A 23933-nucleotide genomic window follows, 5' to 3' on the forward strand; every position below is an offset into this window, starting at 1 on the left:
CAAGCATTAGGTTTCGCCTGACCGCGAGAACCACGAACTAGTTAAGCATCCTCTCAAACGCGGCCGCTATCGCAATTTGTATGGCTTTCACGGTTTCTCCATTGACAATCCAACCATGTTTTCGCAGCACTTCGCTAAGTCTCTTGTCCTCCAAGCAAACCATATCGACTAGACGACGATCGGTGATGTTCACCCGAGAGCCGCGCTTTGAAGGCCTGATCCGTCGCACCACCATTGCCGTGCCGTCGCCGATCCTCCGACGCAGCCGGTCAATCTCCGCCTTGTCGCGCAGTACCCGGTCCATGTAGTCGCCCGCATCCCGGCCTCGACCGGAACTCCTGGTTTCGAGAGACGATCCCCTGATGCCGGCGGCGGCATGCCGCTCGACCAGGTCGCGGTAGTGCCGCCCCATCGCGATCTGGCTCGGAGTAAGAGGATGTGGCTTGCGGTGCCGCGCCGCCTTCGCTGCCATGACATCGAAGACGTCCGCATGCTGGATCGCCGAACGCCCTCGGTAACCTGCGGGCCGCGAGACGTAGCCGTCCTTGCCGTCCGGGTAGAGTTGCTGGGGCTCGAAGACCCTGAAGACCCCACGCGCCGGCGCTTCCGGGATCTCCGGGCCGCATTGCTCGGGAACGTGGCCCCGGACCTTGACCTCCGCGATCCGCGCGGCCTCTTCCGCCTCCCGCTCTCGCCGGGCTGCCAGGTAGCGCGCGACCGGCGTCACGCTGGCCGCCCCATCGGGCGCCACGATCACCACATGCTTCATCATGCCGCTACCCCCTCCAGTGCTCGGCTCCGGATATCCTGGCACCGTTGCAGCGCGGCCCGGCGCTGGCTGCGCCACTGCGCCTCCTCCTGCGAGACCTGGTCACCGCGGGCGAGCCGCGCATCGATGTCCACCAGGCGCCGCCGCGCCTCATCTGCCCGTTGCTTCACTTGGCTCACCAACCAGGGCCCCGGCCACTTCCGATCCTCACGCAGCTGGCGCAGCAACTCGGGCGCCCAGAACTCGTCGAGCGCTTGGCGGCCGAGCGCCGAGGCGAAGACCGCGCGCTGCAGTGGCGAGCCGTCGCCCGGGGGCTCCTGCATCTGCCGTGCCCAATCGAGGATCTTGTTGGCGATCGGGAAGCGGTCTCGGTCCTTCCCGCCCGGGTTGGCCGCAACCACCTCGGCCAGCGCTTGCAGGTTCGCCGCGTTCATGTAGGCCAGCATCTGGCAGAGCTCGCCCGTCATGACCTCGAACTGCGCCTTGGTCAGGGTAGAGGGCTTCCCGAGCCCCAGCCTTTGCAGTGGCTCAATCAGCTCCGCCTTCACCCGGCGCTCGCCCTCTGCCTGTTCTCTCGCGTCCATTGCCGATGTCCCTCCTTCTCTGCTCTCCGGAGTTATCCACCAGTCCCGCGGCCGATCTGTCGCGCGACTGCCCTCTTTCCTGTTTTGTCCCTGTCTATGTCCCTGTCGTGCAGGACAGTCTCAGACTGTCCGAGACTGTCTCGAAGTGTCTTTCGGACAGTCTCGGACAGTGTCAGGACAGTCTTGCCCGCCCAAGGTCGAAGACATGGTTGGACCACGCCAGCATGGCCCGCTCGATCCACGCGGCGCTGCGATACTCGCAGCCCTCTTTCATCAGCCACTCGTCGATCCAGCGCACCGCGGCGTCGTTCTTGGCGAGCTCGGCCTGGTACCCTGCCACCGTCGCGCGCAGGCGTTGCAGGCGCTTGGCAGCGTTGGCCGCCTCGTTCCGAGCCCGGTTATCCTCTTTCCTGGCAATCGCCTCGGTGAGGGACCGCAAGACCATGGGATGCATCAACCGTATCTCGCCGCCTTCACACCGACAGCGGGTCCACTTGTGCAGCGGGCCGTAGTCGAGCTTGCAGAGCGCCCGGAAGTGACCGGGATCGAGGAAGAGCATCTTGGCCAGTACATCCATGTCGTCGGGCAAAGTGCCGACAGGCGACTGGTCATAGGCGATGTTGGTCAGGTCGAAGTAGAGCGCCCGACATTCGGGCGTTCCCTTGAGGCGCATATCGGAGTTCAGCCAGCGCCGGCGTTCCCAGACCATGAAATAATGGCTATCCAGCCGGTCATCCGCACCAAACGGGTAATCCGGCAGTTCGTCCGCATCAACTGGCAGGAGATGGACGGCCCGAGTTGTCATGAAAAACACCCGGGCCGCAGCGGGTGTGCAGCCGGCAAGGGGCATATCTTGCTACACATAGGCCCGCGTATCCCAACGACCTGCAAGGTCATCTGGTTCCGGCTCAGAGCCACCCTCACCTTTGCCCGGCGAATGTCCGCCCTCGTCCAGTAGGTAGACGGGTTTCACGGCCGCGAGCGCGAGCTCGACCGCGCGCCAGACCTCGAGCGATGTCTCCCAGCCCGGTACCGGCGGAACCACCACGAGCTCGGCGAGACGCGCCACCGGCTCGGGGTCCGCCTCGGGCAGCCCCGCCCAGGCACTGACGCAGGCGGGCGCGATGGCCTGCACCCCTGCCCCGGCCAGCACCTGCAGCCACTCGGAGGCGCTTTCCGACGCCGCATCCATTCCACCCGGGAAGCCAGCGTAGGGTGTCGCAAGGCACGCGAGACGCCCCGCCTCACGCTCTGCCAGATCACCGAGACGCACGCCCTCCTGGAGCAGCGTCGAGCCACCCCAAAACCAGCGCAGCCAGATCCAGTCGGGACGATCCGGGAAGTCCCCGGCGCAGGCCATCAGGTCACGCATGACCGCTCCAGCTATCTTGCAGGTTCATGCTGCCCTCTTGAGCTCGGATTGAAAGAATGCCGTGGCGTCTGGATCGGTGAGCATGACCAGGAGCGCGGTATGACTGGTCGGCGCCGTCACCGCGCCCCACCAATTATGTGCCGTCTGGAAGCTGACATCGCAGAACAGCGCCACGTCCCGCGGGCTGTTGAAACGGGCGCGAAAGTACGCAGACCAGAGTTTCGCTGCGTTAGCCTTCAGCGCATAAGGATCCAGACGATTTGCCCAAGACTCTTGTGCCCCTTCCGTGCCACGGTCTCGGCATGACACGGCATTGTTCACGATCAGGGTTAAGCGCGGGCGGCTCATGCGGCGTCACCAACAACAGCCTCGGGGAAAAAGTGGTCGGGAGTGAGGCAAAAGCGACCGCGGCGAGCCTCTCTTATCAGTGCCTGCTGACACTCGACCGGGATGAAGCCCCCGGTTCCTCCCTTATGCTTGGGATAGGTCCAGCGCCGAACGCGGGTTTCATCGCGACCGGTGATGTCAGCTACAGCTTTGACGCCGCCACAGATTGTTATGATCGTGCTCGCAGGTTCCATACGCATAGATTGCGATAATCGCAACATCAGTCAAGAAGAAAGGTTGCGATTATCGCTCATTTTGAAACGATGCGATTTCCGCAATAAATACCAACATGGATGTCATAGACGGAAACTGGATCAGATCGCGCCTGTCTGGCGCACGAGGCGAGCAAGCACAGCTCGCCAGGTACCTTGGCATTTCGACTGACAAACTTACGAAGATCTTGGCTGGAACCCGAAACGTGCAGCCGCGCGAAGTTCCGCTACTCTTCGAGTTCTTCAAGGAGCGGCTCAGCCCATCTGAGGAAGTTGATTTTGACTTGCTTCAACAAATCGGTCGGCTGAATAAAACCGGGCAACGAGTTCTGCAAAAGCAACTGGAAGCTCTTCTGGAGAGCCCAGAATTTGTTCGGCAAGACAGAAACAACGAGACAGACGGTTGATCTCTTCCTGATCCAACTTGGCAAGCAAAGCTCGCAACTGATCGTCCATTGGCTCCTCCGGTAGTTCTAGTGTAACTCAACGCTCTCGCCCCCTGCGAGAACGGCAACACAACACAACCAAAACCAAGTAAAATCAATGAGATAAGACCTGATCGATACCGTGCGGCCCAAACAGGCAATATTCGTTGCCTCGCTCACGGCATCCTTCATTGCACCATCTCACTAACGTCGCTCGCCCTCGTCTCCGCTCTCGACGTCATGCCGCGATAGATCAATCGTGCGATAATCGCAATATTTATCTTGACAGATATTGCGATTATCGCACTTATATCCTCATCAACCTGATGGAGGATTGAATGCAAGACGACAGGAAAGCGGTGCTGAGCGATGCGCGTCACGTGGCGCTCACGCCCGAGGACTACCTCGATGACCCGGCCCAGTTCGTGGCCGCCTGGGCCGCCATGAAGGCCGGGCGCGGACAGGGCTTCGACCCGGCCCGGCTGCGCCCCATGCACATCATCGTTCCGCCCGGACCCGCGCCGGAGCCGACCGAGCAGACCCTCGAGCGGACGGGTCAGAAGATCCGCGCCGTCATCGAGGCCCGGGGCTACGCGGTCCGGCGTGACGATGCCGCCTGAGGGAATGCGTGGTGATCTTTGCACTCGGTATGTTTGTCCGCGCGGTCCGCCCGCGCCTGCCCCACCCCGATGATCGAACGGGGGATACCGGCGCGAGGATGGCCGGTGTCTTCCCTGGGACGGGTCCGTGCCCCGTCTTGCAATTGGCGCGGACCCCGCGCGGGCAGGCCAATCCTCCCCCGAAGCCCTGCCCGCGCTTCATCTCGAGGAGGCGTTCCCATGACAAAGGCCCTGCATGACTTCCCCGCCGATCGCGAGAGCGGCGCCACCGACTGGGAGGACAAGGGCGTGCCGGATCACCCGGCGCCCCTGCCCGACGACATGCACATGGCGCTCTCCGAGGAGCTCGCGCACCTCGACGCCATCGCGGCGCTACGCCCCTTCGTCTGGGCCGGCATCGCCACCATCATCTTCTGGGTCGTGCTGCTGCTCGCGCTGCTGCTGACCTGATCCCCTTTCCGCCCGGGGCGCGGCGCAGGCTGCCACTCACGATGTTCGCCGCGCCCCACGTGTGACTGACCCGCCCTGCGGCCCTGCAGGCTATTCCGGAGACATTCCATGTTCGATGACACCGCCCCCCGCATGAAGGAGACCGAGGCCGACCGCGCCGTCCGCGACAAGGTCGAGCAGGCCACGGCCGACCGGCTCCGGTCCTTCATCGAGCGTATCGAGCGGCTGGAGCAGGAGAAGGCGGAGATCGCAGGGCAGATCAAGGAGGTCTACGCCGAGCTCAAGGCCGAGGGTTTCAATGCCCCGGCCCTCCGCGCCCTCGTCAAGCGTCGCAAGCAGGACCCCGACACGCTCGCAGAGCACGAGGCCGTCCTCGAGCTCTACATGGCCGCCCTCGGGATGGGTTGAGCACGCTCCTACCAATCGAGAACCACCGAACTACCAGGAGCAGCTTCTGACATGCCGGCAGCCAAGCCCACAAAGCAGCAGATCGAACGCGCACTAGCCGCATGGGAAAGAGCTGGCTTGCGGGTCGGGGCAGTTGAAATCCATCCCGACGGCACGATCAGGATCGAGCGAGCGCCTGAAGAAGTTGCGACGCCACAGCAATCGAAACAGGATCACAGAACCCCGATTCCGTGGACATGAGCTAGATGAAAGTTAAGTACCCTGGCCTCTTGGCCGAAAAGCTTCCCTCGGGCGCCACCAGGTACAGAGTCAGAGTTGAGGGAAACAAGGCCAAGCGCATTCCGCTGACGATCAGTCCCGATCATCCGCAGTTCGTTGAGGTCTATCTCGCCGCCCGAGCAGGGGTCCGGATCAGCCCAGAGTCAACACCTGAGGAACGGGCCATTCGTGGTTCCATTGGCTGGATCGCGGCGAAGCACTTGGCGTCTCTGGAGCGCTCGGTCGAGGCAGGTGTCGTCTCCCCTCTAACGCTCAAGAAGCGGATTGGTGTCATGAAGGTGCTGACTGATCGATACGCCGACTACGCGAGCGATATGCCGCAATCGAAGCTGCTAGAACTACGGGACGAATTCGTTGCTACCCCAGCCCGCGCAGACAGCATCATCGAGGGCATCCGGTCGATGTACCGCTGGGCATGCGAAAGGCAGCTTTGCGATGTAAATCCAGCCCTCGGCATAGCTCGGATCGACAAAGGAAAGGGAGGCGCCGTCCCTTGGACTTCCGATGACCTGCTCAAGTTTCGTGAAAGGCATCCACCGGGAACAACGCCTCACCTCTGCCTCACCATTCTGATGTTCACCGCCTGCCGCATTGGCGATGCGATCAAGCTGGGACGTCAACATGAAACGAACCTGGAAGGCGTCAGAGCCTTGCGGTGGCAACCGACCAAGCGGGGCTCGGCCGAAGTGACCATCCCGATCCTACCGCCGCTATATCGCGCGACGCGGGCAGTGAAGGTTCTGGGAGACACCTACCTCCTAAACAGTAAGGGAAACGCATTCTCGACGCCGGACTCACTGGGCAATATGTTCAGGCGTTGGTGCAGCGAGGCCGACCTCAAAGGTCGCAGCGCGCACGGCATACGCAAGGCTGCTGGCCATCTCCTGGCAAAAGAGGGATGTTCGCAATACCAGATAATGACAATCCACGGACACACTCAGGCACAGACCTCAGAGATCTATACCAAGGGCATCGAGCGTTGGCGCCTAGCGCGCGACGCAATGAGCGCGCTGGAGGGTATGGATTGGTGAGCGTTGAGGAGACACACAACGGGACTCGAAACGCAAAAGTGTCCCATGGCCCCTTTGAACGTGGGACACTTAGGTAGCTATGCCGATGATAGATAAGGGAAAACCGGAAGAGATTGGAGCGGGTAGACGGAATCGAACCGACATAGCCTGCTTGGAAGGCAGGGGCTTTACCATTAAGCTATACCCGCAAATCTCGGCCGTGTGTATTTTACGGGGATGGACGGGTCAAGCGGCATGTTGGCGTTCGCTCTGATGAAAAGACAGCGGCTGGAACGGCGGGCTCTTGCGTGGAGGCGGAGCCGGTCATGACGCGTGTCCTGATGCTGTCGAGCTTTGTGGCCCACGGCCACGTGGGCCTGTCCGCAGGCGCGACGGCCCTGCACATGCTGGGGCACGAGGTCACCCAACTGCCCACCGTGATCCTGTCGAACCATCCCGGCTGGCCCCATGTCTCCGGCGCCCCGCTGCCGGTGGCGCAGTTGCGCGGCATGGTGCAGGCGCTCGCGGCCAACGGCTGGCTTTCGGATGTCGATGCGGTTCAGACCGGTTACCTGCCCAGCGCCGACCACGTCCACCTCGCGGTGGAACTGGTCGAGCATCTGCGCGCGGCCAACCCCGCCGTCCGCGTCGTCGTCGACCCCGTGCTTGGCGACCGGCCCAAGGGGCTCTACGTGCCCGACGCGGTCGCCGTCGCGCTGCGCGATCACCTCGCCCCGCGCGCCGACCTGCTGACCCCGAATGCCTTCGAACTGGGCTGGCTCACCGGTCGGGCGACGGAGACACTGGACGATGCGCTCCTGTCAGCGCGGCAACTGGCTGGCGGCACCCGGCAGGTCCTGCTGACCTCCGCGCCGCTCGGGCCCGGGCGGACCGGTCTCCTGCACTCCGGTCAGGACGTCACCGGTCTCTGGTCGGCGGATCTGCACGAGGGCGTTCCGAACGGCGTCGGCGATGTGCTGGCTGCGCTGGTCGCGGCGGGGCTGGCCCCGGGTGCCGCGCTCGGCCATCTCGACGCACTGATCCGCGAGAGTCTTGGCGCGCCGCACCTGCGCATCGCCGAAGCCGCACCGACATGGACCCTCGCCCCGCCACTTGCTCCCGATCCTCAACCTGACCTGCAGGAGACCTGATCCTTGGCCTTCGACTTCATCCTGATGCTCACCTCCAACGACCGCACCATTCCGGATGCCCGCGCCCGGCTGGAGGAAGCGCTGGAGGGCGGCGTCCGCCACATCGGGTTCAAGGATGTCGGGCTGCCCATCTCCGAGTTGCGGGGCCTCGCCGATGCGATCCGTGCGGCGGGCGGACGGTCCTACCTCGAGGTGGTCAGCCTCGATGCCGAGAGCGAGATGGCCTCGGCCCGCGCCGCCGTCGATCTTGACGTGGATTGCCTGCTGGGCGGGACACGGGCGGCTGAGGTCACCGGGCTGACCCGAGACCATCCGCTGCGATACTACCCCTTCCCCGGCCGGATCACCGGCCATCCCTCGGTGCTGGAGGGCCCCGCCGAGGCGATCACCGAGTCCGCCCGCAGGCTGGCCGACCTCGAGCATGTGCATGGGCTCGACCTGCTGGCCTACCGCTTCGCTGGTGACGTGCCCGCGCTCATGTCTTCCGTCTGCAAGACCGTGGCCAAGCCAGTGATCATGGCCGGCAGCATCGACCGCCCCGATCGCATCGTCGAGACCGCGCGCGCCGGGGCCGCCGGGTTCACCGTGGGCACCGCAGCGCTCGCCGGGGTCTTTCCGGCCGAGGGCGAGGGCTTCGTCGCGCAGATCCGCGCCATCCTCGGCTTCACCGACCGCGCCCGGGCCCAGTCGACCGCGCCGCGCCGCCTCGCGCTCGCCGCGCACGACACCCGCAAATCGCAGCTGCGGGCCTGGGTTCTGCGTCACGAAAAGGCGCTGGCCGGGCATCGGCTGATCTGTACCGGCAGTACTGGCCGTATGGTGGCCGAAGCCGCACCGGGCCTGTCGATCCAGCGGCTGCAACGGGGTGGGCGGGGCGGCGACCAGCAGCTTGGCGCGCTGATCGCGACGGGCGACCTTGACGCGGTGATCTTCTTTGCCGATCCGACCCTGCCCCATAGCGGCGACGCCGACCTGCAGGCGCTGACCCGGCTGGCGGTCCTGCACGACACCCCCCTCGCGCTGGGGCCGGCGGCGGCGGACATGGTCGCGGGCGCGCTGCTGCAGAGCTGATTGCTTCGCCGCGACCGACCCGAATGTCGCTTTCCGGGTCGGCTCGAGGCGAACGGGCTGCTAGGTCTTTCCCATGAGCACCAACTATCGCCTGCACTACGCCCCGGATAACGCCTCCCTCGCCGTGCGCCTCGCGCTGGAAGAGCTGGACCTGCCCTATGACACCGCTCTGGTCGACCGCAGCACCCGGGGCCAGAAGGCGCCCGCCTATCTGAGCCTGAACCCCAACGGTCTGATCCCCGCGCTGGAAACGCCGGACGGGGTGATGTTCGAGACCGGCGCGATCCTGCTGTGGCTGGCCGACCGTCACGGCGGGGTGTTCCCCGCGCATGATGCGCCCCGACGAACCCGCGCGCTCAGCTGGCTGTTCTGGCTCGCGAACACCTATCACCCGACGCTCAAGTCGCGGTTCTACCCCGACCAGTTCCCCCATGCCGATCCGAACCGGGCGCGCATGCGGCTGGCCGAACTGAACGATCTGGCCGAAGCGCATCTTGCCCCGGAGGCAGAGGCGCTGGGCGTCACCATCCTTGACTGCTACCTGATGCCAATGCTGCGCTGGTCGATGATCTATCCCGCTGCCGATCCGGCCTGGACCGATCTCACCCGCTGGCCCCGGCTCGCGGCCCTCTGCGCTCGGATGGAAGGGCGCACCTCGACCCGAAGGCTGTGCGTCGCCGAAGGTCTCGGCGCGCATCCCTTCACGCGGCCGGAGCATCCGAACCCGCCCGAAGGCGTCGCGCTCTAGGCTTTTCGAGGCGGCGACGTCTTGGCCGGTTCCCGCCGGTCGGGGCGCCGCCGATACACCCGTTGGCCGCAACGTGCTATCCTCTCCGGCATTGTTCCAAGACCTCTTGAGAGAGCCGCCGAAAGGTCGCTCTCGACCTATTTTTGATAAGGAATTGATCCAATGGCCGACGCCCTGTCGCGATTAGAAACCCTTGCCACCGCCTATCAATACCTGGACGGCGCAAAGTCCGTGCTGGAAAACGTGCAGACGGTCCGCGCCGTCGCCAAGAGCAACCCGCACGATCTGACCGCCGCCAAGAAGGCCCTTGGCCTTGCGACGGACAAGTACAAGCCGCTCAAGGCGTTCCTGTCCGGTGCCCAGACAGAGGCGCTGGCCGCCGCGAACGAGGGGTTTCCGCCGATCCCGAACCCCGCCGACGAGACCCGCAAGAAGATGGAGAAGATCAGCAAGGCGAAAGGCCCCAACGGCCCCGGATTCGAGAAAGAGCTGAACGCCTACATCAAGAAGCTGACGCAATACGAATACGATCTTCGCGAGCGGCTGAGCTATATGACGCTGGTCAAGAAGAAGTGCGACCTGAACATCAAGAACTTCACCACCATCGGACAGGTCATCTCCTCGACCATGCTGGCGCTGAAGGCAATCTTCGTCTCGGTCCCCGAGGCGCAGACCGCCGCCGGAGGCGAGATCCTCGCCATCATGCGGGCGGGGATCGAGAAGCATCCGACGGCGGTAGCGAACGCCTACAAGAAGCTCAAGAAGGCAGCCGAGGACCACGAGAAGACCATTGCCCGCGAGCATGCCTATGCCAAGGCGGCGCTGAAAAGCGCGGCGGACAAGAAGCTGAAGCTGCTGATGGAAGACGCCACCGCGTTCTTCAAGAAACTGTTCTGAACCGGGCTGACACGGCGGTTGATGCCTCGAAATCCGCCGTGTCAGCTCCCGAAGGCGTATTGCGTTGGGAACCGGTCGCATTTGTGCTTGCCGGGTTTTACCGCTGTGGCCACCTGTGCGAAAAGCGAGGCCAAGATGTTCCTTTCCGTTTTCGACATGTTCAAGGTGGGCGTCGGTCCCTCCTCCTCGCACACCATGGGTCCCATGGTCGCCGCCGCGCGGTTCCTCGACAAGGTGCGCGCCGCGCCTTTCAACGTGGCGGGATTGCGCGCCTCGCTGCATGGCTCGCTGGCCTTCACCGGCATCGGCCATGCAACCGACCGCGCCACCATCCTCGGCCTCGCCGGGTTCGAGCCAGAGAGCTATGACGCGGAACGGGCCGAAGCGGTCCTTGTCGCCATCCGCGAAACCCGGACGGTCACGCCCGAGGGTCTTGGGCCGCTGAAGTTCGACCCGAATGCCGACCTGATCTTCGACTACGACCGCCCCCTGCCCGGCCATGCCAACGGCATGACCCTGTTCGCGACCGACGCGCAGGGCGACGTGGTGCTGCAACAGGTCTATTACTCGGTCGGCGGCGGGTTCGTCCTGACCGAGGAGGAACTGGCGGCGGGCAAGGCAACCGATGACGGCCCTGCGGTGCCCTTCCCGTTCAAGAGCGCGGCAGAGATGCTGGAGATGGCGAAAGCTTCCGGCAAATCCATCGCCGCGATGAAGCGCGCCAACGAGATCTCGCGGCTGGGCGCCGACAGGCTCGCCAAGGGAACCGCCCGCATCTGGGAGGTGATGAACGGCTGTATCGAGCGCGGGCTGACCACCGATGGCACCCTGCCCGGCGGGCTGAAAGTGCGCCGCCGCGCCAAGGCGATCTACGATGCCCTGCAGGCCGAGCGCGGGCTGAACCTGACTGCGCCGCATACCATCAACGACTGGATGAGCACCTATGCCATGGCGGTGAACGAGGAGAACGCCGCCGGCGGGCAGGTCGTCACCGCACCGACCAACGGCGCGGCGGGCGTGGTGCCGGCCGTCCTGCGCTATTACCTCGACCATGTGCCGGGCGCCTCCAAGGCCCATGTCGAGGATTTCCTGCTGACCGCCGCCGCCATCGGCGGGCTGGTCAAGTACAACGCCTCGATCTCGGGCGCCGAGGCCGGGTGCCAGGCCGAGGTCGGCTCGGCCGCCGCGATGGCCGCCGCCGGGCTCTGTGCCGTCATGGGCGGTACCCCCGAGCAGGTGGAGAACGCCGCCGAGATCGCGCTGGAGCATCACCTCGGGATGACCTGCGATCCGGTCAAAGGCCTCGTGCAGGTCCCCTGCATCGAACGCAACGGACTGGGCGCGATCAAGGCCGTCTCGGCCGCCTCGCTGGCGCTGCGTGGCGACGGGCAGCACTTCGTGCCGTTGGACGCCTGTATCGAGACGATGCGCCAGACAGGCCGGGACATGCACGAGCACTACAAGGAGACCTCGCTGGGGGGGCTCGCAGTGAATATTCCCAACTGCTGAATGCGCTTGCGCCGGTCAGACGGCGCCCATAGCCTGCCCCTCATGTCTCAGGATCGGCCCGCCCTCGGCGTCATGCTCATGCTCGGTTTCTGCTGCCTCGCGCCGCTCGGCGACGCGGTGGCCAAGCTGCTGAGCAACACTGTTCCGCTGGGCCAGCTCCTGCTGCTGCGCTTCGCGATACAGGGCGCGATCCTCGTGCCCATGGTCGCCGCCACGGGGCGCGAATGGCGGATGACGCCGCGCCTGTTCCGGCTCGCCGCGCTGCGCACGCTGCTGCACATGATCGGCATCGGCGCGATGTTCACCGCCCTGCGCTTCCTGCCATTGGCCGACGCCGTCGCCATCGCCTTCGTGATGCCCTTCATCATGCTGCTGCTAGGCAAGTTCGTGCTCGACGAGGAAGTCGGTTCGCGCCGCCTGATAGCCTGTCTTGTAGGGTTCATTGGCACCCTGCTGGTGATCCAGCCCAGCTTTCGCGAGGTCGGCTGGCCCGCGCTCTGGCCGCTGGTGGTGGCAGTCGTCTTCGCGCTCTTCATGCTGGTCACCCGCCAGGTGGCCAAGGATACCGACCCGATCTCGCTGCAGGCCGTCAGCGGGGTCATGGCGAGCGTCGTGCTCGCCCCGCTGCTCCTCGCCGGTCACCTGCTGGGCTGGGGAGATCCGCTGGCACTGGTCGGACCGGACGGACGCGGCTGGTTCCTGTTGATCGCCATCGGCACCATCGGGACCTTCGCGCACCTGCTGATGACCTGGTCGCTGCGCTACGCGCCCTCGGCCACCCTCGCCCCGATGCAGTACCTCGAGATTCCGATCGCTACGCTGATCGGCTGGCTGATCTTCCGCGACCTGCCGAACGGCTTGGCGGCGCTCGGCATCTGCATCACCATTGCCGCCGGGCTCTACGTGATCCTGCGGGAACGGCGGCTCGCGCGGCTGGGTGACGTGCCACCCGACGTTCCGGTCTCTGCCCGCAAGGCGGTGGTCACGCCCCATCCCCCGGAAGTGTGAGCGCGGCGATCACCCCCGCCACATGCCGGCGCGGCAGCAGCGCGATCATCCCCGGCCCCTCCATCTCGATCCGCACTGGACCAAGCGCGCGGTTCGAGGTGCCTATCTGCCCGCCGGGCGCAAAGGCGAGACCGTCGATGGGCCACTCCAGCCCCTCGGACCGTCCGGCAACCGGCAACAATGGAAACAGCGAGACCGTCTCTCCCGCCACCATGTCGAGCGCGAAGGCCGGCGGCAGATGAAAGATCACCTCGTGCGGTCCAAGCAGCAGACAGGGCGGCCGGTTCACCTGGACCAGCGTGTTCAGCACCGCGAGCTGATGATCCACCCGCGCCCCGAGAAAGCCGACCGCCAGCACCAGCGGCGCCTCGATCCGGCTGAGCGCCTTGTGGAAGTCGGTGCTGTCCTGTTCCTCGATGCGAAACAGTCGCCCAGGCGGGATGCGGGCCGCGTCGCTCTCGGCGATCGAGTCGAAGTCGCCAAAGACCGCCTCGGGCATGTGTCCGCGCGCCAGCAGCGCCCCGGCCCCGGAATCGGCGGCCGCCAGCACCGGCGCGAGCGCCATGGCGGTTTCGAGATCGCGGTCGTCCAGAGCGCCGCCGCCGACCAGTGTCACTGCCTGCCCGGTGGTCAGGGCAGCACGAGAAGTTTGTTTGTTCATGGCGATTTGAATGGCATTTTCATCGACCCATCACAATCTCGCCACGAAATGATACGCTGAATTGCACAGATTCGGGCCGCTTTTGACGCTCTATGGATGGTATTGACCGTCAAGGACTTATGCAGAGGACGAGCATCCGATGGTAAACAACAACAAGATCCTGACTGTTTCCTACGGGACTTTCTCGTGCACCCTTGAGGGATTCGAGGACTCGTTCGAGACCATGAAGGCCATCGCGGAGTATTTCCGCGATCTCGCCGCGGATGACCGCTACTTCGGGGCCGAGCCCCCGCAGCTGGACCCCGAGACGCTGGCCCTGATCGCGCGCCGCGAGGCCTCGCGCCAGGTCGAGGCGCGCCGTGACGCCAACGGTACCGGTGTGATCCTGCGGGCCAACGCCTACGAGGCCCCTGCCGAAACCCCGGCTGAGCAGCCCGCTCCCGCCGCCGCGCCGGTGGAACCGGTCGCCGAAGCCCCGGCCCCCGAGGTCGAAGTCGCTGTGGCAGAGACCGCCGAAGCCGTTGCCTCCGTATCCCCCGCCGCCCAGAGCTTTGCCCCGGAAAGCATCGCCGCCAAGCTGCAGCGCATCCGCGCCGTGGTCTCGCGCAACGAGGCTGCCGAGGCGGACGACTATTCCGAAGACGAGCACGCCGATTCGGTGATCGCCTCCGCCGCGGATGAGATGACCGCCGCGCTCGACGCCGACAGCCAGCACGTGGATGCGGACGAACCCGAGGCGCTCCCGGTGGATGACGAGCTCTCCGCCGCCTTCGCCCGGATCGACGCCCGGGCCGAAACCGCCATCTATGCCGGCGACCAGGGCAGCTACGAGGAAGAGACCGACGCGACCGACGGCAACGTGATGTCGATCCTCGCCGCGATGCAGGCCGAAGCCGCCCCTGCCGTGGAAGACGAAGAGGTCGATGCCGCGGACGATGAGGATACGCTCGCCACAGCGGATGACGAAGCCGCAGAAGACGAGGACGACGACGTCCTCTTCGCCGATGCCCCCGACGACATGGCCACGGAAGACCTGAGCGACGAGGACGAGGACGAGGACGAAGAAGAGGATGACGAGGAAGTCATCAACATCCTCGACCAGTCCACCGGCGACGCCACGCCGATGACCATGCGGGTCAAGCGCGCCGATCTCGAAGCCGCGATTGCCGCAGGAGAGCTCGAAGAGGTCGTCGAGGACCACTTCGCCGCGCTGGCCGAACAGAAACGCGCCGAGCGCGCCGCCGAGGAGGCCCGCGAGCTGGCCGCGAAAGAGGCCGCCGAGGCCGCAGCCCGTGCCGTGATGGACGAGGACGAGAGCTCGCTCTCTCCCGAAGACGAAGCCGACCTCATGGCCGAACTCGCCCAGATCGAGGCCGAGCACGCGGAGGATCTGCCCGAGGTCGCTGAGACTGTGGAAGAAACCTTCGAGGCCGCGGAAGAAACCATCGAAGCGGCAAGCGATGCCGAGGAGATCGCAGCCCTGCGGCCCGCCGAGGAGGAAGAAACCGCGGCAGAGGTCGAGGCCGTTGAGGACGAGACCCCCGAGGCCCCGGAAAGCCCCGCCCGCCTCGTCGCCGATCAGTCTGACAGCGACGTGTCGCGCCTGATGGCCGCCGCCGAGGCACGCATGGGCGAGGCCGAATCCTCGACCAGCCGCGAAACCTACCGTCACCTGCGCGCTGCCGTCGCCGCAACCGAGGCCGAGCGCAGTGCCGGCCGCAACCCGGGCGACGCTTCCGGCGACGATGTCTACCGCGAGGATCTCGCCAACGTGGTGCGCCCGCGCCGCCCCCGCCCCAACGGCACGGCCCGCCCCGAGCGGCCCTCGGGCGAATCCCGCCCCGCGCCGCTCAAGCTGGTGGCCGAACAGCGTGTCGATCTCGACCAGGACACGGCCCGCGGCCCGGTCCGTCCGCGCCGTGTCTCCGCCCCCGAGGCCGAGGCAGGTGAATCCGGCGGTTTCGAGAAGTATGCCGCCGACATGGGCGCAACCGAGCTGCGCGAGCTGCTCGAGGCTGCCGCCTCCTATCTGTCCTTCGTCGAAGGCCGCGAACAGTTCTCGCGACCGCAGCTGATGAACAAGGTCCGCCAGGTGCAGCACAACGAGTTCAACCGCGAGGACGGTCTGCGCTCCTTCGGCCAGCTGCTGCGCGAGGGCAAGATCGAGAAGACCGGCGGCGGGCGCTTCACCGCGACCCACGACATCGGCTTCCGCCCCGACGCCCGCGCCGCGGGCTGATCGAAGACCCCTTAATGACGAAGGGCGGCCCCGGGGCCGCCCTTTCGCATTCTCCGATCACCGCGACCGCGTTGGCCGGTCCGGGTTGTCGCGTCCGATCCCCTTGAAGACGAACTTGAAGGGCAGCGCCCAGAGCACGCCCAGCGCCACGTACACCAGTAGCTCCACGAGGATCGAGGGGCGGCCCAGCAGGTTCATCACCGTCACCGCCACCACGATGTAGAGCGGCAGGCCGACCAGCAGGATCACCAGCGCCCAGCGCCTCCGCGCCTTGTAGGACAATGCCATAGAACCCCTCCCCTGCTTCTTTGGGTCTCAAGTATCCCCGCCGGAGGCCTGGGTTTCGCCGGGGCGAAACCCAATGCACCGCCTCAGTCCGCGAACGGGTCGGTCACCAGGATGGTATCGTCCCGCTCCGGCGAGGTCGAGAGCAGCGCCACCGGGCATTCGATCAGTTCCTCGACGCGGCGGACGTACTTGATCGCCTCCGCCGGCAGGTCGGCCCAGCTGCGCGCGCCTTCGGTCGACTCGCTCCAGCCCGGCATTTCCTCGTAGATCGGCGTGCAGCGCGCCTGCTGGTCCGAGGCGATCGGCAGATAGTCCAGCCGCTGCCCGTCCAGCTCGTAGCCGACGCAGATCTTCAGGGTCTCAAAGCCGTCCAGCACGTCGAGCTTGGTCAGCGCGATGCCGTTGACGCCCGAGGTCGCGCAGGTCTGGCGCACCAGCACCGCGTCGAACCAGCCGCAGCGGCGCTTGCGGCCTGTCACGGTGCCGAACTCGTGGCCCCGCTCGCCCAGACGCTGGCCGACCTCGTCGGTCAGCTCCGCCGGGAACGGGCCCTCGCCCACGCGGGTAGTGTAGGCCTTGACGATGCCGAGGACGAAGTCGATCGAGCCCGGCCCGATGCCGGTGCCCGTGGCCGCCTGGCCGGCGAGCACGTTCGAGGAGGTCACGAAGGGATAGGTGCCGAAGTCGATGTCGAGCAGCGAGCCCTGCGCGCCTTCGAAGAGGATGCGCTTGCCCGCCTTGCGGTTCTCGTTCAGCACCTTCCAGACCGGCCCGGCATATTCCAGCACGGCGGGCGCGATGGCGCGCAGGTCGGCCAGCAGCTTGTCGCGGTCGACCGGGTCGAGCCCGAGGCCCGCGCGGAGCGCGTTGTGGTGCACCAGTGCACGGTCGACGCGGGTTTCCAGCGTCGCGTCGTCGGCGAGGTCGGCCACGCGGATCGAGCGGCGACCGACCTTGTCCTCGTAGGCGGGCCCGATGCCGCGCCCGGTGGTGCCGATCTTGGCAACCGAGTTCTGCGACTCGCGGGCGCGGTCCAGCTCACCGTGGATCGGCAGGATCAGCGGAGTGTTCTCGGCGATCATCAGCGTCTCGGGGCTGACTGTCACGCCCTGGCTGCGCAGGCCGTCGATCTCCTTGACCAGATGCCAGGGGTCCAGCACCACGCCATTGCCGATGACGCTCAGCTTGCCGCCGCGCACGATGCCGGAGGGCAGCAGCGAGAGCTTGAACACCTCACCGTCGATCACCAGCGTATGGCCCGCATTGTGACCACCCTGGAAGCGCGCGATGATGTCCGCACGCTCGCTCAGCCAGTCAACAATCTTGCCTTTTCCCTCGTCGCCCCACTGGGCGCCGACCACGACGACATTGGCCATTTCAGGTCCTCTGCTTTAATGTGGATCAAACCCGCGCCGGTATAGCGATGCCTCTGCCGCAGCGAAACCGGAAAGTGGACCCTCGTGCGCGAAAGGCTGGACAGACCTCAGCGCTTTTGCACATCTGTTCGGGCAGAAGGGGCAGGCGCAGGGGCATACGCGGCAATGGGCATCATCGTACGATGGATCTTCGCCTTCATATTGCTGGGCGCCACCTACAATCCGACTCGATGGAACTACATCACCTGGGCCCGCGCCGAGAGCGGCGACAAGCTCTCGCTGGTGGTGCTCATCGGGTTGTTCCTGCTGGTCGGCTACATCATCTACCTGCGCGCGACCCTGCGCTCGATCGGCCCGTTTGGCATGGGTCTGGTGCTGGCACTGTTCGCCGCGCTGCTCTGGGTGCTGCACGACTTCGGCCTACTGGCGCTCGACAACCGCGACTCGAACGTCTGGGTCGGCATCCTCGCGCTCTCGCTGGTGCTCGGGATCGGGCTCAGCTGGAGCCACGTGCGCCGCGCCCTGTCGGGTCAGTCCGACATGGACGACGTGGACGAGTAGCGCCTAGTCCCCGGCGAGCCGGACCGGGCTGCCGTGCGGGGTGGAGAGATAGGCGGCTTCCCACGCCAACCTGACCTGCGCCGCCTCGACGGGATCGGCGATACCGTCCTCGGCGAGGATCGCCTCCAGCGTTTCCAGCCAGGCGTTGAAATAGTCGTCCCCGCCGTCAAGGTCGCGCGCAAGCCCGTGCGCCTTCAGCGTCGCCCCGAACCGTTCGGCCCAGTCCGGCCAGGCAAAGCGCCCGGCCTCGCTGAGGTGCACCGTCAGCGCAAAGACCTGCGCGTGCCAGAGTTCGGCAAAGACGGGTTCCGGAATTTCGCTCATGCCGGCTCGAGGTAGGACTGCCAGAGATCCAGCACTACCTCGTCGTCCGGGTTCTCGGGCGCGGCCCAGAGTTCGCCTGCCGGGAAGATCACGGCATAGAGCGGCTCGGGCGCCTCGCCCAAACCGTGGGCGTTGCTGTCGGGCAGGACATGTGCACCGTGCGCCATCAGGATGCGCCCTCGCGCCCCGGCCACGTAGGAGGGCATCCGCGTGTGCCCGCCATCGACCAGCCGATTGGCCGCCGGACGCAGGGCGCGCACTGCCTGCCCCGGCTCGAACAGCGGCGCGACGTTGCTCTCGCGCGTGGTCGGGCCGCCGCGCGACAGGACGCCCGCCACCTTGTCCTTGGTCAGCGCCCGGCCCGCCAGCGGATGCGCCGCGCCATCGGCAGGGCTGTCCTCCCCGGCAAGGTCGGCGCGGGTCAGCACCCCGTTGTCGACCAGCAGGTCCGCAACAGCACCGATCCATTTCTCGTAGTAGGAGAAGGTCGCGTAATCCGGCACCGCAAGCGACTCTCGGGCATGGCGCGACATGTCGAGGTTCCACTGGCCAAGGCTGCCGGTGGCCAGTGTCACCGCTAGCGCACGGCGATGCCATTCCTCGTGGAAAATCGGCTCATCCTCGCCCTCCGGCTGCACTGGCCCGTCGCCGAACCGGCCGCCCATGTCATGGATGCGGGTCATGCCGGGGCCTTTGCGAGGCCGGTTCCGATCATGCTGTCCCGGGTGACCAGCGCCGCCAATTGCTCGAATGGCATGCCTTCGGTCCGCTCGGGACGCATGGGCAGGACAAGATAGCGCATCTCGGCAGTCGAATCCCAGACCCGCACGGCGGTCCCCTCTGGCAGCGTCACACCGAAGTCGGCGAGCACCTTGCGCGGCTCACGCACGGCGCGGGCGCGGTAGGCGTCGGACTTGTACCATGCGGGCGGAATGCCAAGCAGCGACCACGGGTAGCAGGAACAGAGCGTGCAGACGACCATGTTGTGAGTCTCTGGCGTGTTCTCCACCACCACGACATGCTCGCCCTGACGGCCGTAGTAGCCCAGATCGCGCACCACGGCGGTGGCATCCTCCAGCAGGGCCTTGCGGAACCCCGCGTCGCTCCAGGCGCGGGCAACCACGTCGGCGCCGTTCTTCGGCCCGATCTTGTTCTCGTAGGTGTCGATGATCTCGTCCAGCGCCGCCGGATCGATCAGACCCTTTCGCGTCAGGATGGTTTCGAGAGCCTTGACCCGGAGTGCCGGATCAGAGGGAAGCAGGGCGTGCGGATGCGCATCGTCGTGGGAGTGATGATCGTGTGGCATGGACCGAGACTGCGCCGCCGTCCCCGGCTTGTCCAGAGGCCATCTGTTTGATCATATGCGACGAAACCTGGGGTGGCGTCGTGATGATCAGATGCTAGATCATTGCCACGCCCCTGCCGCGCGCGGCAGATGGATCGGTGGGCAATGCAGGAACGAGGCCGTTGAGCACGAAAGCAGCTTTTAGCGGTGCCACCATCACGGTGTCGGCCCTGTCGATCATCGGCGGCGCCGTCGCGATGGACTGCCCCACCAACTCCGTGATCGGCCCCTTTGCGCGGCTGGTCGATCCCTTCTCGCCCCTGCTCTTCGCCCTCGGCCTGCTCTTTGCCCTGTTTGCCCTTTTGCTCGGGGCGCGGCGCCTTGGCCCGCTGCTGGCGCTGGTGGCCATCGGCTGCGGCGGCTGGCTCTACTCCGAGTACCGCACCATCAGCCAGCCGCTGCATCCGGAGGCCGCCACGGATGTCCGCATCCTTTGGTTCAACGTGCTGGCCAGCAATAGCGAGTCGGCGGACCGGATCGTCGATGCCGCGCTGGCGGAACAGCCCGACATCCTCGTCTTCACCGAGGCGGGCGCGTTGACCTCCACCCTCGATCGGCTGCGCGCGACCTATGACTTCGTCTCGCCCTGTGAGAAGGGCTGCACGATGCTGGTGGCCACGAACCTGAAGGTGGTGCGCACATGGGCCATGCGGATCGCCCCCGGCTTTCCCAAGCGCTACATGGTGCTCGAATATGCCACGCAGTCGGGCAAGCGTGGCTTCCTCGTCGCCAACCATCTGGCCAAGCCTTGGATGTCGGGCATCGCCGAGACCGAAATCGCGCGATTGAAATCGCAATACGACTGGCTGACCGGCCCGGTCGCCGTGGTCGGCGACTACAACATGCCGCCGTGGAGCCTGCCGATGCGGCAGGTCCTGGGCAGCACCGGAATGCGCGTGATCCGGGGGCAGCCCGCCTCCTGGCCGGTGGCGGCAGGCCGTTTCGGCCTGCCCATCGACCAGCTGCTGGTGCGCGGCGGTGTTCAGGTCAGCGACATCCGAACCTTCGGGGCCGGGCTCGGCTCGAACCACCTCGGGTTCGTTGCCGACGTCGCTCTGCCCTGACCTGCCCTCCCTGCGTCAGGCGAGTTCGCCCGCCTGACGACGCGCCGCACCGGCCTCGAGGTCGAGGTGATCGCGCAGCCCCTCGGGCATCCCGAGGTTTCCTGCCAGTGCATCCAGATAGGCCTGTTCCTCTGCCGTGTCCGGGTCGATGGCAAGGGCGGAGGCAAGGTAGATCTCGGCCTGCTGCTCACCGGAGCGGGCAAGCGCCGCCATCGCCGCCGGGTCGGAGGGCGCCGAGAAATAGTCGAACAGCGCGGCCTTCTCGGGCGCGCCAAGACCCAGTTGGTCGATCTGCGCGCGGATGCGTTCGTGTTCCGCCTTGTCGATGTGGCCGTCCGACTTGGCCGCCGCGATCATCGCGCGCATCAGGGTCAGCCGGAAATCCTGCCCCCCGCTGTCACGGTCGTTGTCGATGTCGAACCCGCTGTCGGCGGGCGGTTTGGGCAGGCCCAGCGGGTCGGCCTCGGTCCCCGAGGGGCGGTTGGTCTGCCAATCGCGGTAGGCCTTGTAGGCAAGGCCGCCCACAGCTGCGAGCCCGCCGTACTTCAGCGCCTTGCCACCCAGCTTGCGGCCTTTCTTGGTGCCAAGCAGCAGGGCGATCATGCCCCCGGCGGCAGCGCCGCCGACCAGCCCGCCCGGCAGGCCGGAGGCCGGGCCGGCCGGCCCGCCCTGATTTCTCGCGCCCTGATTTCGCCCTCCGGTGCTGCCGGAACCGAGAACGCTTTCGATAAGCCCGTTGATGTTCATGATCATCTCCCTCAAAACCTGTGGTCCGGACCGAACTGGGAACGGTCCAGCCCCTGTTCAACCGGAATTTACCGCGTCCCGATAATACTCTCGTGAACAGGCGGACACGTGCCCGACAGGCTCGTCGCAGGGACGCGAACCGGCAACCTCGCCACAGGGCGCAATCCTCCCTTGCCCCCCGCCGCAATCTTGCATAGATACCCCCCGTCAAAGCCGGAGAGCCGAACCTCTTATGGAAAACGTCGTCCTCATCATCCACCTGATCCTTGCCGTCTCTCTGATCGGCATCGTGCTGCTGCAGCGCTCCGAAGGGGGCGGGCTTGGCATGGGCAGTGGTGGCGGTGCGGTCAGCGGGCGCGCGGCGGCGACGGCAATGGGCAAGCTCACCTGGGTTCTGGCCATCGGTTTCATCTGCACCTCGCTGGCTCTGACGATCATTGCCGCCGAGAAGGCCGCAGGCGTTTCCGTGCTGGACCGTCTGGGCACCCAGGCACCCGCAACCGAGGAGCAAAGCACCCCGGTTCAGGTGCCTTCTGGCGACAGCCTGCTGCCGCCGGCACAGGGCGACGACGCTCCGCTGACACCCAAAGCGGACTAAGTTTCGGCAAAGCCTACAATACCTTGAGCGGACGGTAACGCACGCAACAACACCTTGCGGTTCTATTGCCCTTCTCACGCGAATCCGTTATAGATGGACTCCCGTGAGTTAGCGGTTTTTTGTGAATCGCAAACCATCTCGAATTCGGTTTTCACGGGAGCAGCGACACCTATGGCGCGATTCATTTTCATCACCGGCGGCGTTGTCTCCTCTCTCGGGAAAGGTCTGGCCTCGGCGGCACTCGGTGCCCTGCTGCAGGCCCGCGGCTACTCGGTCCGGCTGCGCAAGCTGGATCCCTACCTGAACGTCGACCCGGGCACCATGAGCCCGTTCGAGCACGGCGAGGTCTTCGTGACCGATGACGGCGCCGAGACCGACCTCGACCTCGGCCACTACGAACGCTTCACCGGCGTGGCCGCACGCAAGACCGACTCGGTCAGCTCGGGGCGCATCTATTCGAACGTGCTGGAGAAGGAACGCCGCGGCGACTACCTCGGCAAGACCATTCAGGTGATCCCCCACGTCACCAACGAGATCAAGGACTTCATCTCGATCGGCGAGGACGAGGTCGACTTCATGCTCTGCGAGATCGGCGGCACCGTCGGCGACATCGAGGGCCTGCCGTTCTTCGAAGCGATCCGCCAGTTCAGCCAGGACAAGCCGCGCGGGCAGTGCGTGTTCATGCACCTGACCCTACTGCCCTACATCAAGGCCAGCGGCGAACTGAAGACCAAGCCGACCCAGCACTCGGTGAAGGAGCTGCGCTCCATCGGCATCGCGCCCGATATTCTCGTCTGCCGCTCCGAGGGCCCGATCCCGCAGAAGGAGCGCGAGAAGCTCGCGCTGTTCTGCAACGTGCGCCCGGATTCGGTGATCGCCGCACAGGACCTCAAGTCGATCTACGAGGCGCCGCTCGCCTATCACCGCGAGGGTCTCGACCAGGCCGTGCTCGATGCCTTCAACATCGCCCCCGCCCCGCGTCCGAACCTCGACCGGTGGGAAGACGTGGCGGACCGCATCTACAACCCCGAGGGCGAGGTGAAGGTCGCGATCGTCGGCAAGTACACCCAGCTTGAAGACGCCTACAAATCCATCGCCGAGGCGCTGACCCACGGCGGCATGGCGAACCGGGTCAAGGTGAACGTCGAATGGGTCGACGCCGAGATCTTCGACACGCAGGACCCGGCGCCCTTCCTCGAAGGCTATCACGCGATCCTCGTGCCCGGCGGCTTCGGCGAGCGCGGCACCGAGGGCAAGATCAAGGCGGCCGAGTTCGCCCGGACCCGCAACGTGCCCTACCTCGGCATCTGCCTCGGCATGCAGATGGCGGTGATCGAAGCCGCGCGCAACGTCGCCGGGGTCAAGGATGCCGGTTCGGAAGAGTTCGACCACGAGGCCGGCAAGAAACGGTTCGAGCCGGTGGTCTATCACCTGAAGGAATGGGTGCAGGGCAACCACACCGTCGCGCGCAAGGTCGACGACGACAAGGGCGGCACGATGCGGCTGGGCTCCTACACCGCGGTTCTGTCCCCCGAGTCCAAGGTGGCCGAGGTCTATGGCGATACCCAGATCGAGGAACGCCATCGCCACCGTTACGAGGTCGACCTCAAGTACCGGGACAAGCTGGAAACCTGCGGCCTCGCCTTCTCGGGCATGTCGCCGGACGGACGCCTGCCCGAGATCGTGGAATGGAAGGACCATCCGTGGTTCATCGGCGTCCAGTTCCACCCCGAGCTGAAATCCAAGCCCTTCGCGCCGCACCCGCTGTTCGACAGCTTCGTGCGCGCCGCCAAGGACACCTCGCGTCTGGTCTGACCGCGCGGCCCCTTG

General features: G+C 65.8%; 28 protein-coding genes and 1 tRNA gene. 15 read left to right on the plus strand and 14 right to left on the minus strand.

What is annotated here, in order from left to right; translation table 11 throughout:
• Window positions 1–37 precede the first annotated feature (37 nt).
• The 6 genes from DDT93_RS10685 to DDT93_RS26490 form a co-directional block, all read right to left on the minus strand.
• Complete coding sequence (locus tag DDT93_RS10685) at window positions 38–772, minus strand: hypothetical protein (RefSeq protein WP_109465838.1); 735 nt, start codon at window positions 770–772, stop codon at window positions 38–40.
• Entirely contained in the window at window positions 769–1353 is a 585-nt protein-coding gene (locus DDT93_RS10690) for a hypothetical protein (RefSeq protein WP_109465839.1), read from the minus strand. Before DDT93_RS10690 ends, DDT93_RS10685 begins: the two co-directional genes overlap by 4 nt.
• A gap of 172 nt (window positions 1354–1525) precedes the next feature.
• On the minus strand, window positions 1526–2158 hold the full coding sequence (locus tag DDT93_RS10695; protein WP_232825435.1) for a hypothetical protein: 633 nt from the start codon (window positions 2156–2158) through the stop codon (window positions 1526–1528).
• A 51-nt stretch (window positions 2159–2209) separates the two neighbouring features.
• On the minus strand, window positions 2210–2626 hold the full coding sequence (locus DDT93_RS26485; protein WP_157960143.1) for a TIR domain-containing protein: 417 nt from the start codon (window positions 2624–2626) through the stop codon (window positions 2210–2212).
• A gap of 123 nt (window positions 2627–2749) precedes the next feature.
• Window positions 2750–3073 (minus strand): hypothetical protein, encoded by a 324-nt coding sequence (locus tag DDT93_RS10705; protein ID WP_109465842.1) that lies wholly within the window; start codon window positions 3071–3073, stop codon window positions 2750–2752.
• 506 nt (window positions 3074–3579) lie between these two features.
• A complete protein-coding gene (locus DDT93_RS26490; protein WP_157960144.1) occupies window positions 3580–3780 on the minus strand; it encodes a hypothetical protein in 201 nt (66 codons plus the stop codon).
• A 307-nt stretch (window positions 3781–4087) separates the two neighbouring features.
• On the opposite strand from DDT93_RS26490, the gene DDT93_RS10710 reads away from it, so the two are divergent.
• The 4 genes from DDT93_RS10710 (at window position 4088) to DDT93_RS10725 (ending at window position 6537) form a co-directional block, all read left to right on the plus strand.
• Window positions 4088–4369, plus strand: a complete 282-nt coding sequence (locus DDT93_RS10710; protein ID WP_109465843.1) for a hypothetical protein — start codon at window positions 4088–4090, stop codon at window positions 4367–4369.
• Window positions 4370–4588: 219 nt separating this feature from the next.
• Complete coding sequence (locus DDT93_RS10715; protein WP_109465844.1) at window positions 4589–4819, plus strand: hypothetical protein; 231 nt, start codon at window positions 4589–4591, stop codon at window positions 4817–4819.
• Window positions 4820–4927: 108 nt separating this feature from the next.
• A complete protein-coding gene (locus tag DDT93_RS10720; protein WP_109465845.1) occupies window positions 4928–5227 on the plus strand; it encodes a DUF2312 domain-containing protein in 300 nt (99 codons plus the stop codon).
• Between the two features lie 245 nt (window positions 5228–5472).
• Window positions 5473–6537, plus strand: coding sequence for a tyrosine-type recombinase/integrase (locus DDT93_RS10725; RefSeq protein WP_109465846.1), 1065 nt, complete (start codon window positions 5473–5475; stop codon window positions 6535–6537).
• Between the two features lie 114 nt (window positions 6538–6651).
• Here DDT93_RS10725 and DDT93_RS10730 read toward each other — a convergent pair.
• A tRNA-Gly gene (locus DDT93_RS10730) sits at window positions 6652–6725 on the minus strand.
• A gap of 117 nt (window positions 6726–6842) precedes the next feature.
• On the opposite strand from DDT93_RS10730, the gene pdxY reads away from it, so the two are divergent.
• The 6 genes from pdxY to DDT93_RS10760 all read left to right on the plus strand — a co-directional run bounded on the left by pdxY (window position 6843) and on the right by DDT93_RS10760 (window position 12900).
• On the plus strand, window positions 6843–7667 hold the full coding sequence (pdxY, locus tag DDT93_RS10735) for a pyridoxal kinase (protein WP_157960145.1): 825 nt from the start codon (window positions 6843–6845) through the stop codon (window positions 7665–7667).
• A 3-nt stretch (window positions 7668–7670) separates the two neighbouring features.
• A complete protein-coding gene (locus tag DDT93_RS10740) occupies window positions 7671–8738 on the plus strand; it encodes a methylglyoxal synthase (RefSeq protein ID WP_109465848.1) in 1068 nt (355 codons plus the stop codon).
• Window positions 8739–8811: 73 nt separating this feature from the next.
• Window positions 8812–9486, plus strand: a complete 675-nt coding sequence (locus DDT93_RS10745) for a glutathione S-transferase family protein (RefSeq protein WP_109465849.1) — start codon at window positions 8812–8814, stop codon at window positions 9484–9486.
• A gap of 162 nt (window positions 9487–9648) precedes the next feature.
• Window positions 9649–10383 (plus strand): hypothetical protein, encoded by a 735-nt coding sequence (locus DDT93_RS10750; protein ID WP_109465850.1) that lies wholly within the window; start codon window positions 9649–9651, stop codon window positions 10381–10383.
• Between the two features lie 135 nt (window positions 10384–10518).
• Entirely contained in the window at window positions 10519–11892 is a 1374-nt protein-coding gene (locus tag DDT93_RS10755; RefSeq protein WP_109465851.1) for an L-serine ammonia-lyase, read from the plus strand.
• A gap of 42 nt (window positions 11893–11934) precedes the next feature.
• Entirely contained in the window at window positions 11935–12900 is a 966-nt protein-coding gene (locus DDT93_RS10760; protein WP_109465852.1) for a DMT family transporter, read from the plus strand.
• Here DDT93_RS10760 and DDT93_RS10765 read toward each other — a convergent pair.
• Window positions 12875–13561, minus strand: a complete 687-nt coding sequence (locus DDT93_RS10765; protein ID WP_109465853.1) for a thiamine diphosphokinase — start codon at window positions 13559–13561, stop codon at window positions 12875–12877. The genes DDT93_RS10760 and DDT93_RS10765 overlap by 26 nt on opposite strands.
• Window positions 13562–13700: 139 nt before the next feature.
• Here DDT93_RS10765 and DDT93_RS10770 point away from each other — a divergent pair, with 139 nt between their 5' ends.
• Window positions 13701–15800: a chemotaxis protein CheA gene (locus tag DDT93_RS10770; RefSeq protein ID WP_109465854.1), complete on the plus strand. Its 2100-nt coding sequence runs from the start codon at window positions 13701–13703 to the stop codon at window positions 15798–15800.
• A gap of 57 nt (window positions 15801–15857) precedes the next feature.
• Here DDT93_RS10770 and DDT93_RS10775 read toward each other — a convergent pair whose 3' ends face one another.
• Together DDT93_RS10775 and DDT93_RS10780 are read right to left on the minus strand one after the other, a co-directional pair.
• On the minus strand, window positions 15858–16088 hold the full coding sequence (locus DDT93_RS10775) for a DUF2842 domain-containing protein (protein ID WP_109465855.1): 231 nt from the start codon (window positions 16086–16088) through the stop codon (window positions 15858–15860).
• 83 nt (window positions 16089–16171) lie between these two features.
• Complete coding sequence (locus DDT93_RS10780; protein ID WP_109465856.1) at window positions 16172–17464, minus strand: adenylosuccinate synthase; 1293 nt, start codon at window positions 17462–17464, stop codon at window positions 16172–16174.
• 165 nt (window positions 17465–17629) lie between these two features.
• On the opposite strand from DDT93_RS10780, the gene DDT93_RS10785 reads away from it, so the two are divergent.
• Window positions 17630–18025, plus strand: a complete 396-nt coding sequence (locus DDT93_RS10785; RefSeq protein ID WP_109465857.1) for a DUF6524 family protein — start codon at window positions 17630–17632, stop codon at window positions 18023–18025.
• 3 nt (window positions 18026–18028) lie between these two features.
• On the opposite strand, the gene DDT93_RS10790 is transcribed toward DDT93_RS10785, so the two are convergent.
• Genes DDT93_RS10790 through nthA form a run of 3 tightly spaced genes read right to left on the minus strand, consistent with a single transcriptional unit; the run spans window position 18029 to window position 19655 of the window.
• The gene (locus DDT93_RS10790) at window positions 18029–18349 is read right to left on the minus strand and encodes a nitrile hydratase accessory protein (protein ID WP_109465858.1); all 321 of its coding nucleotides are present in this window, start codon (window positions 18347–18349) and stop codon (window positions 18029–18031) included.
• Complete coding sequence (gene nthB / locus DDT93_RS10795) at window positions 18346–19032, minus strand: nitrile hydratase subunit beta (protein ID WP_109465859.1); 687 nt, start codon at window positions 19030–19032, stop codon at window positions 18346–18348. The genes DDT93_RS10790 and nthB overlap by 4 nt, the downstream gene beginning before the upstream one ends.
• On the minus strand, window positions 19029–19655 hold the full coding sequence (nthA, locus tag DDT93_RS10800) for a nitrile hydratase subunit alpha (RefSeq protein ID WP_109465860.1): 627 nt from the start codon (window positions 19653–19655) through the stop codon (window positions 19029–19031). The genes nthB and nthA overlap by 4 nt, the downstream gene beginning before the upstream one ends.
• 161 nt (window positions 19656–19816) lie before the next feature.
• Between nthA and DDT93_RS10805 the strand changes: the two genes are divergently transcribed.
• The gene (locus tag DDT93_RS10805; protein WP_109465861.1) at window positions 19817–20758 is read left to right on the plus strand and encodes an endonuclease/exonuclease/phosphatase family protein; all 942 of its coding nucleotides are present in this window, start codon (window positions 19817–19819) and stop codon (window positions 20756–20758) included.
• 15 nt (window positions 20759–20773) lie between these two features.
• Here the strand turns inward: DDT93_RS10805 and DDT93_RS10810 are convergent, their stop codons facing one another.
• Window positions 20774–21505: a tellurite resistance TerB family protein gene (locus DDT93_RS10810; RefSeq protein WP_109466312.1), complete on the minus strand. Its 732-nt coding sequence runs from the start codon at window positions 21503–21505 to the stop codon at window positions 20774–20776.
• Window positions 21506–21737: 232 nt separating this feature from the next.
• Here DDT93_RS10810 and secG point away from each other — a divergent pair, with 232 nt between their 5' ends.
• Both secG and DDT93_RS10820 read left to right on the plus strand, forming a co-directional pair.
• Window positions 21738–22103, plus strand: a complete 366-nt coding sequence (gene secG / locus DDT93_RS10815; RefSeq protein WP_109465862.1) for a preprotein translocase subunit SecG — start codon at window positions 21738–21740, stop codon at window positions 22101–22103.
• Between the two features lie 171 nt (window positions 22104–22274).
• Window positions 22275–23918: a CTP synthase gene (locus DDT93_RS10820; RefSeq protein WP_109465863.1), complete on the plus strand. Its 1644-nt coding sequence runs from the start codon at window positions 22275–22277 to the stop codon at window positions 23916–23918.
• The last annotated feature ends 15 nt before the right edge of the window (window positions 23919–23933 follow it).

The organism is Albibacillus kandeliae (assembly GCF_003116585.1).
In the GTDB taxonomy this organism is placed as follows: Bacteria; Pseudomonadota; Alphaproteobacteria; order Rhodobacterales; family Rhodobacteraceae; genus Albibacillus; species Albibacillus kandeliae.

Coding starts and splice junctions, on each gene's coding strand:
- DDT93_RS10690 (WP_109465839.1), bottom strand. CDS start 1,353: ATGGACGCGAGAGAACAGGCAGAGGGCGAGCGCCGGGTGAAGGCGGAG.
- DDT93_RS10695 (WP_232825435.1), bottom strand. CDS start 2,158: ATGACAACTCGGGCCGTCCATCTCCTGCCAGTTGATGCGGACGAACTG.
- DDT93_RS10760 (WP_109465852.1), top strand. CDS start 11,935: ATGTCTCAGGATCGGCCCGCCCTCGGCGTCATGCTCATGCTCGGTTTC.
- DDT93_RS10810 (WP_109466312.1), bottom strand. CDS start 21,505: ATGAACATCAACGGGCTTATCGAAAGCGTTCTCGGTTCCGGCAGCACC.
- DDT93_RS10755 (WP_109465851.1), top strand. CDS start 10,519: ATGTTCCTTTCCGTTTTCGACATGTTCAAGGTGGGCGTCGGTCCCTCC.
- DDT93_RS10710 (WP_109465843.1), top strand. CDS start 4,088: ATGCAAGACGACAGGAAAGCGGTGCTGAGCGATGCGCGTCACGTGGCG.
- DDT93_RS10725 (WP_109465846.1), top strand. CDS start 5,473: ATGAAAGTTAAGTACCCTGGCCTCTTGGCCGAAAAGCTTCCCTCGGGC.
- DDT93_RS10770 (WP_109465854.1), top strand. CDS start 13,701: ATGGTAAACAACAACAAGATCCTGACTGTTTCCTACGGGACTTTCTCG.
- DDT93_RS10720 (WP_109465845.1), top strand. CDS start 4,928: ATGTTCGATGACACCGCCCCCCGCATGAAGGAGACCGAGGCCGACCGC.
- DDT93_RS10745 (WP_109465849.1), top strand. CDS start 8,812: ATGAGCACCAACTATCGCCTGCACTACGCCCCGGATAACGCCTCCCTC.
- DDT93_RS10780 (WP_109465856.1), bottom strand. CDS start 17,464: ATGGCCAATGTCGTCGTGGTCGGCGCCCAGTGGGGCGACGAGGGAAAA.
- DDT93_RS10785 (WP_109465857.1), top strand. CDS start 17,630: ATGGGCATCATCGTACGATGGATCTTCGCCTTCATATTGCTGGGCGCC.
- nthB (WP_109465859.1), bottom strand. CDS start 19,032: ATGACCCGCATCCATGACATGGGCGGCCGGTTCGGCGACGGGCCAGTG.
- secG (WP_109465862.1), top strand. CDS start 21,738: ATGGAAAACGTCGTCCTCATCATCCACCTGATCCTTGCCGTCTCTCTG.
- DDT93_RS10765 (WP_109465853.1), bottom strand. CDS start 13,561: ATGAACAAACAAACTTCTCGTGCTGCCCTGACCACCGGGCAGGCAGTG.
- DDT93_RS10705 (WP_109465842.1), bottom strand. CDS start 3,073: ATGAGCCGCCCGCGCTTAACCCTGATCGTGAACAATGCCGTGTCATGC.
- DDT93_RS10715 (WP_109465844.1), top strand. CDS start 4,589: ATGACAAAGGCCCTGCATGACTTCCCCGCCGATCGCGAGAGCGGCGCC.
- nthA (WP_109465860.1), bottom strand. CDS start 19,655: ATGCCACACGATCATCACTCCCACGACGATGCGCATCCGCACGCCCTG.
- DDT93_RS26490 (WP_157960144.1), bottom strand. CDS start 3,780: ATGGACGATCAGTTGCGAGCTTTGCTTGCCAAGTTGGATCAGGAAGAG.
- DDT93_RS10685 (WP_109465838.1), bottom strand. CDS start 772: ATGATGAAGCATGTGGTGATCGTGGCGCCCGATGGGGCGGCCAGCGTG.
- pdxY (WP_157960145.1), top strand. CDS start 6,843: ATGACGCGTGTCCTGATGCTGTCGAGCTTTGTGGCCCACGGCCACGTG.
- DDT93_RS10775 (WP_109465855.1), bottom strand. CDS start 16,088: ATGGCATTGTCCTACAAGGCGCGGAGGCGCTGGGCGCTGGTGATCCTG.
- DDT93_RS10820 (WP_109465863.1), top strand. CDS start 22,275: ATGGCGCGATTCATTTTCATCACCGGCGGCGTTGTCTCCTCTCTCGGG.
- DDT93_RS10790 (WP_109465858.1), bottom strand. CDS start 18,349: ATGAGCGAAATTCCGGAACCCGTCTTTGCCGAACTCTGGCACGCGCAG.
- DDT93_RS10750 (WP_109465850.1), top strand. CDS start 9,649: ATGGCCGACGCCCTGTCGCGATTAGAAACCCTTGCCACCGCCTATCAA.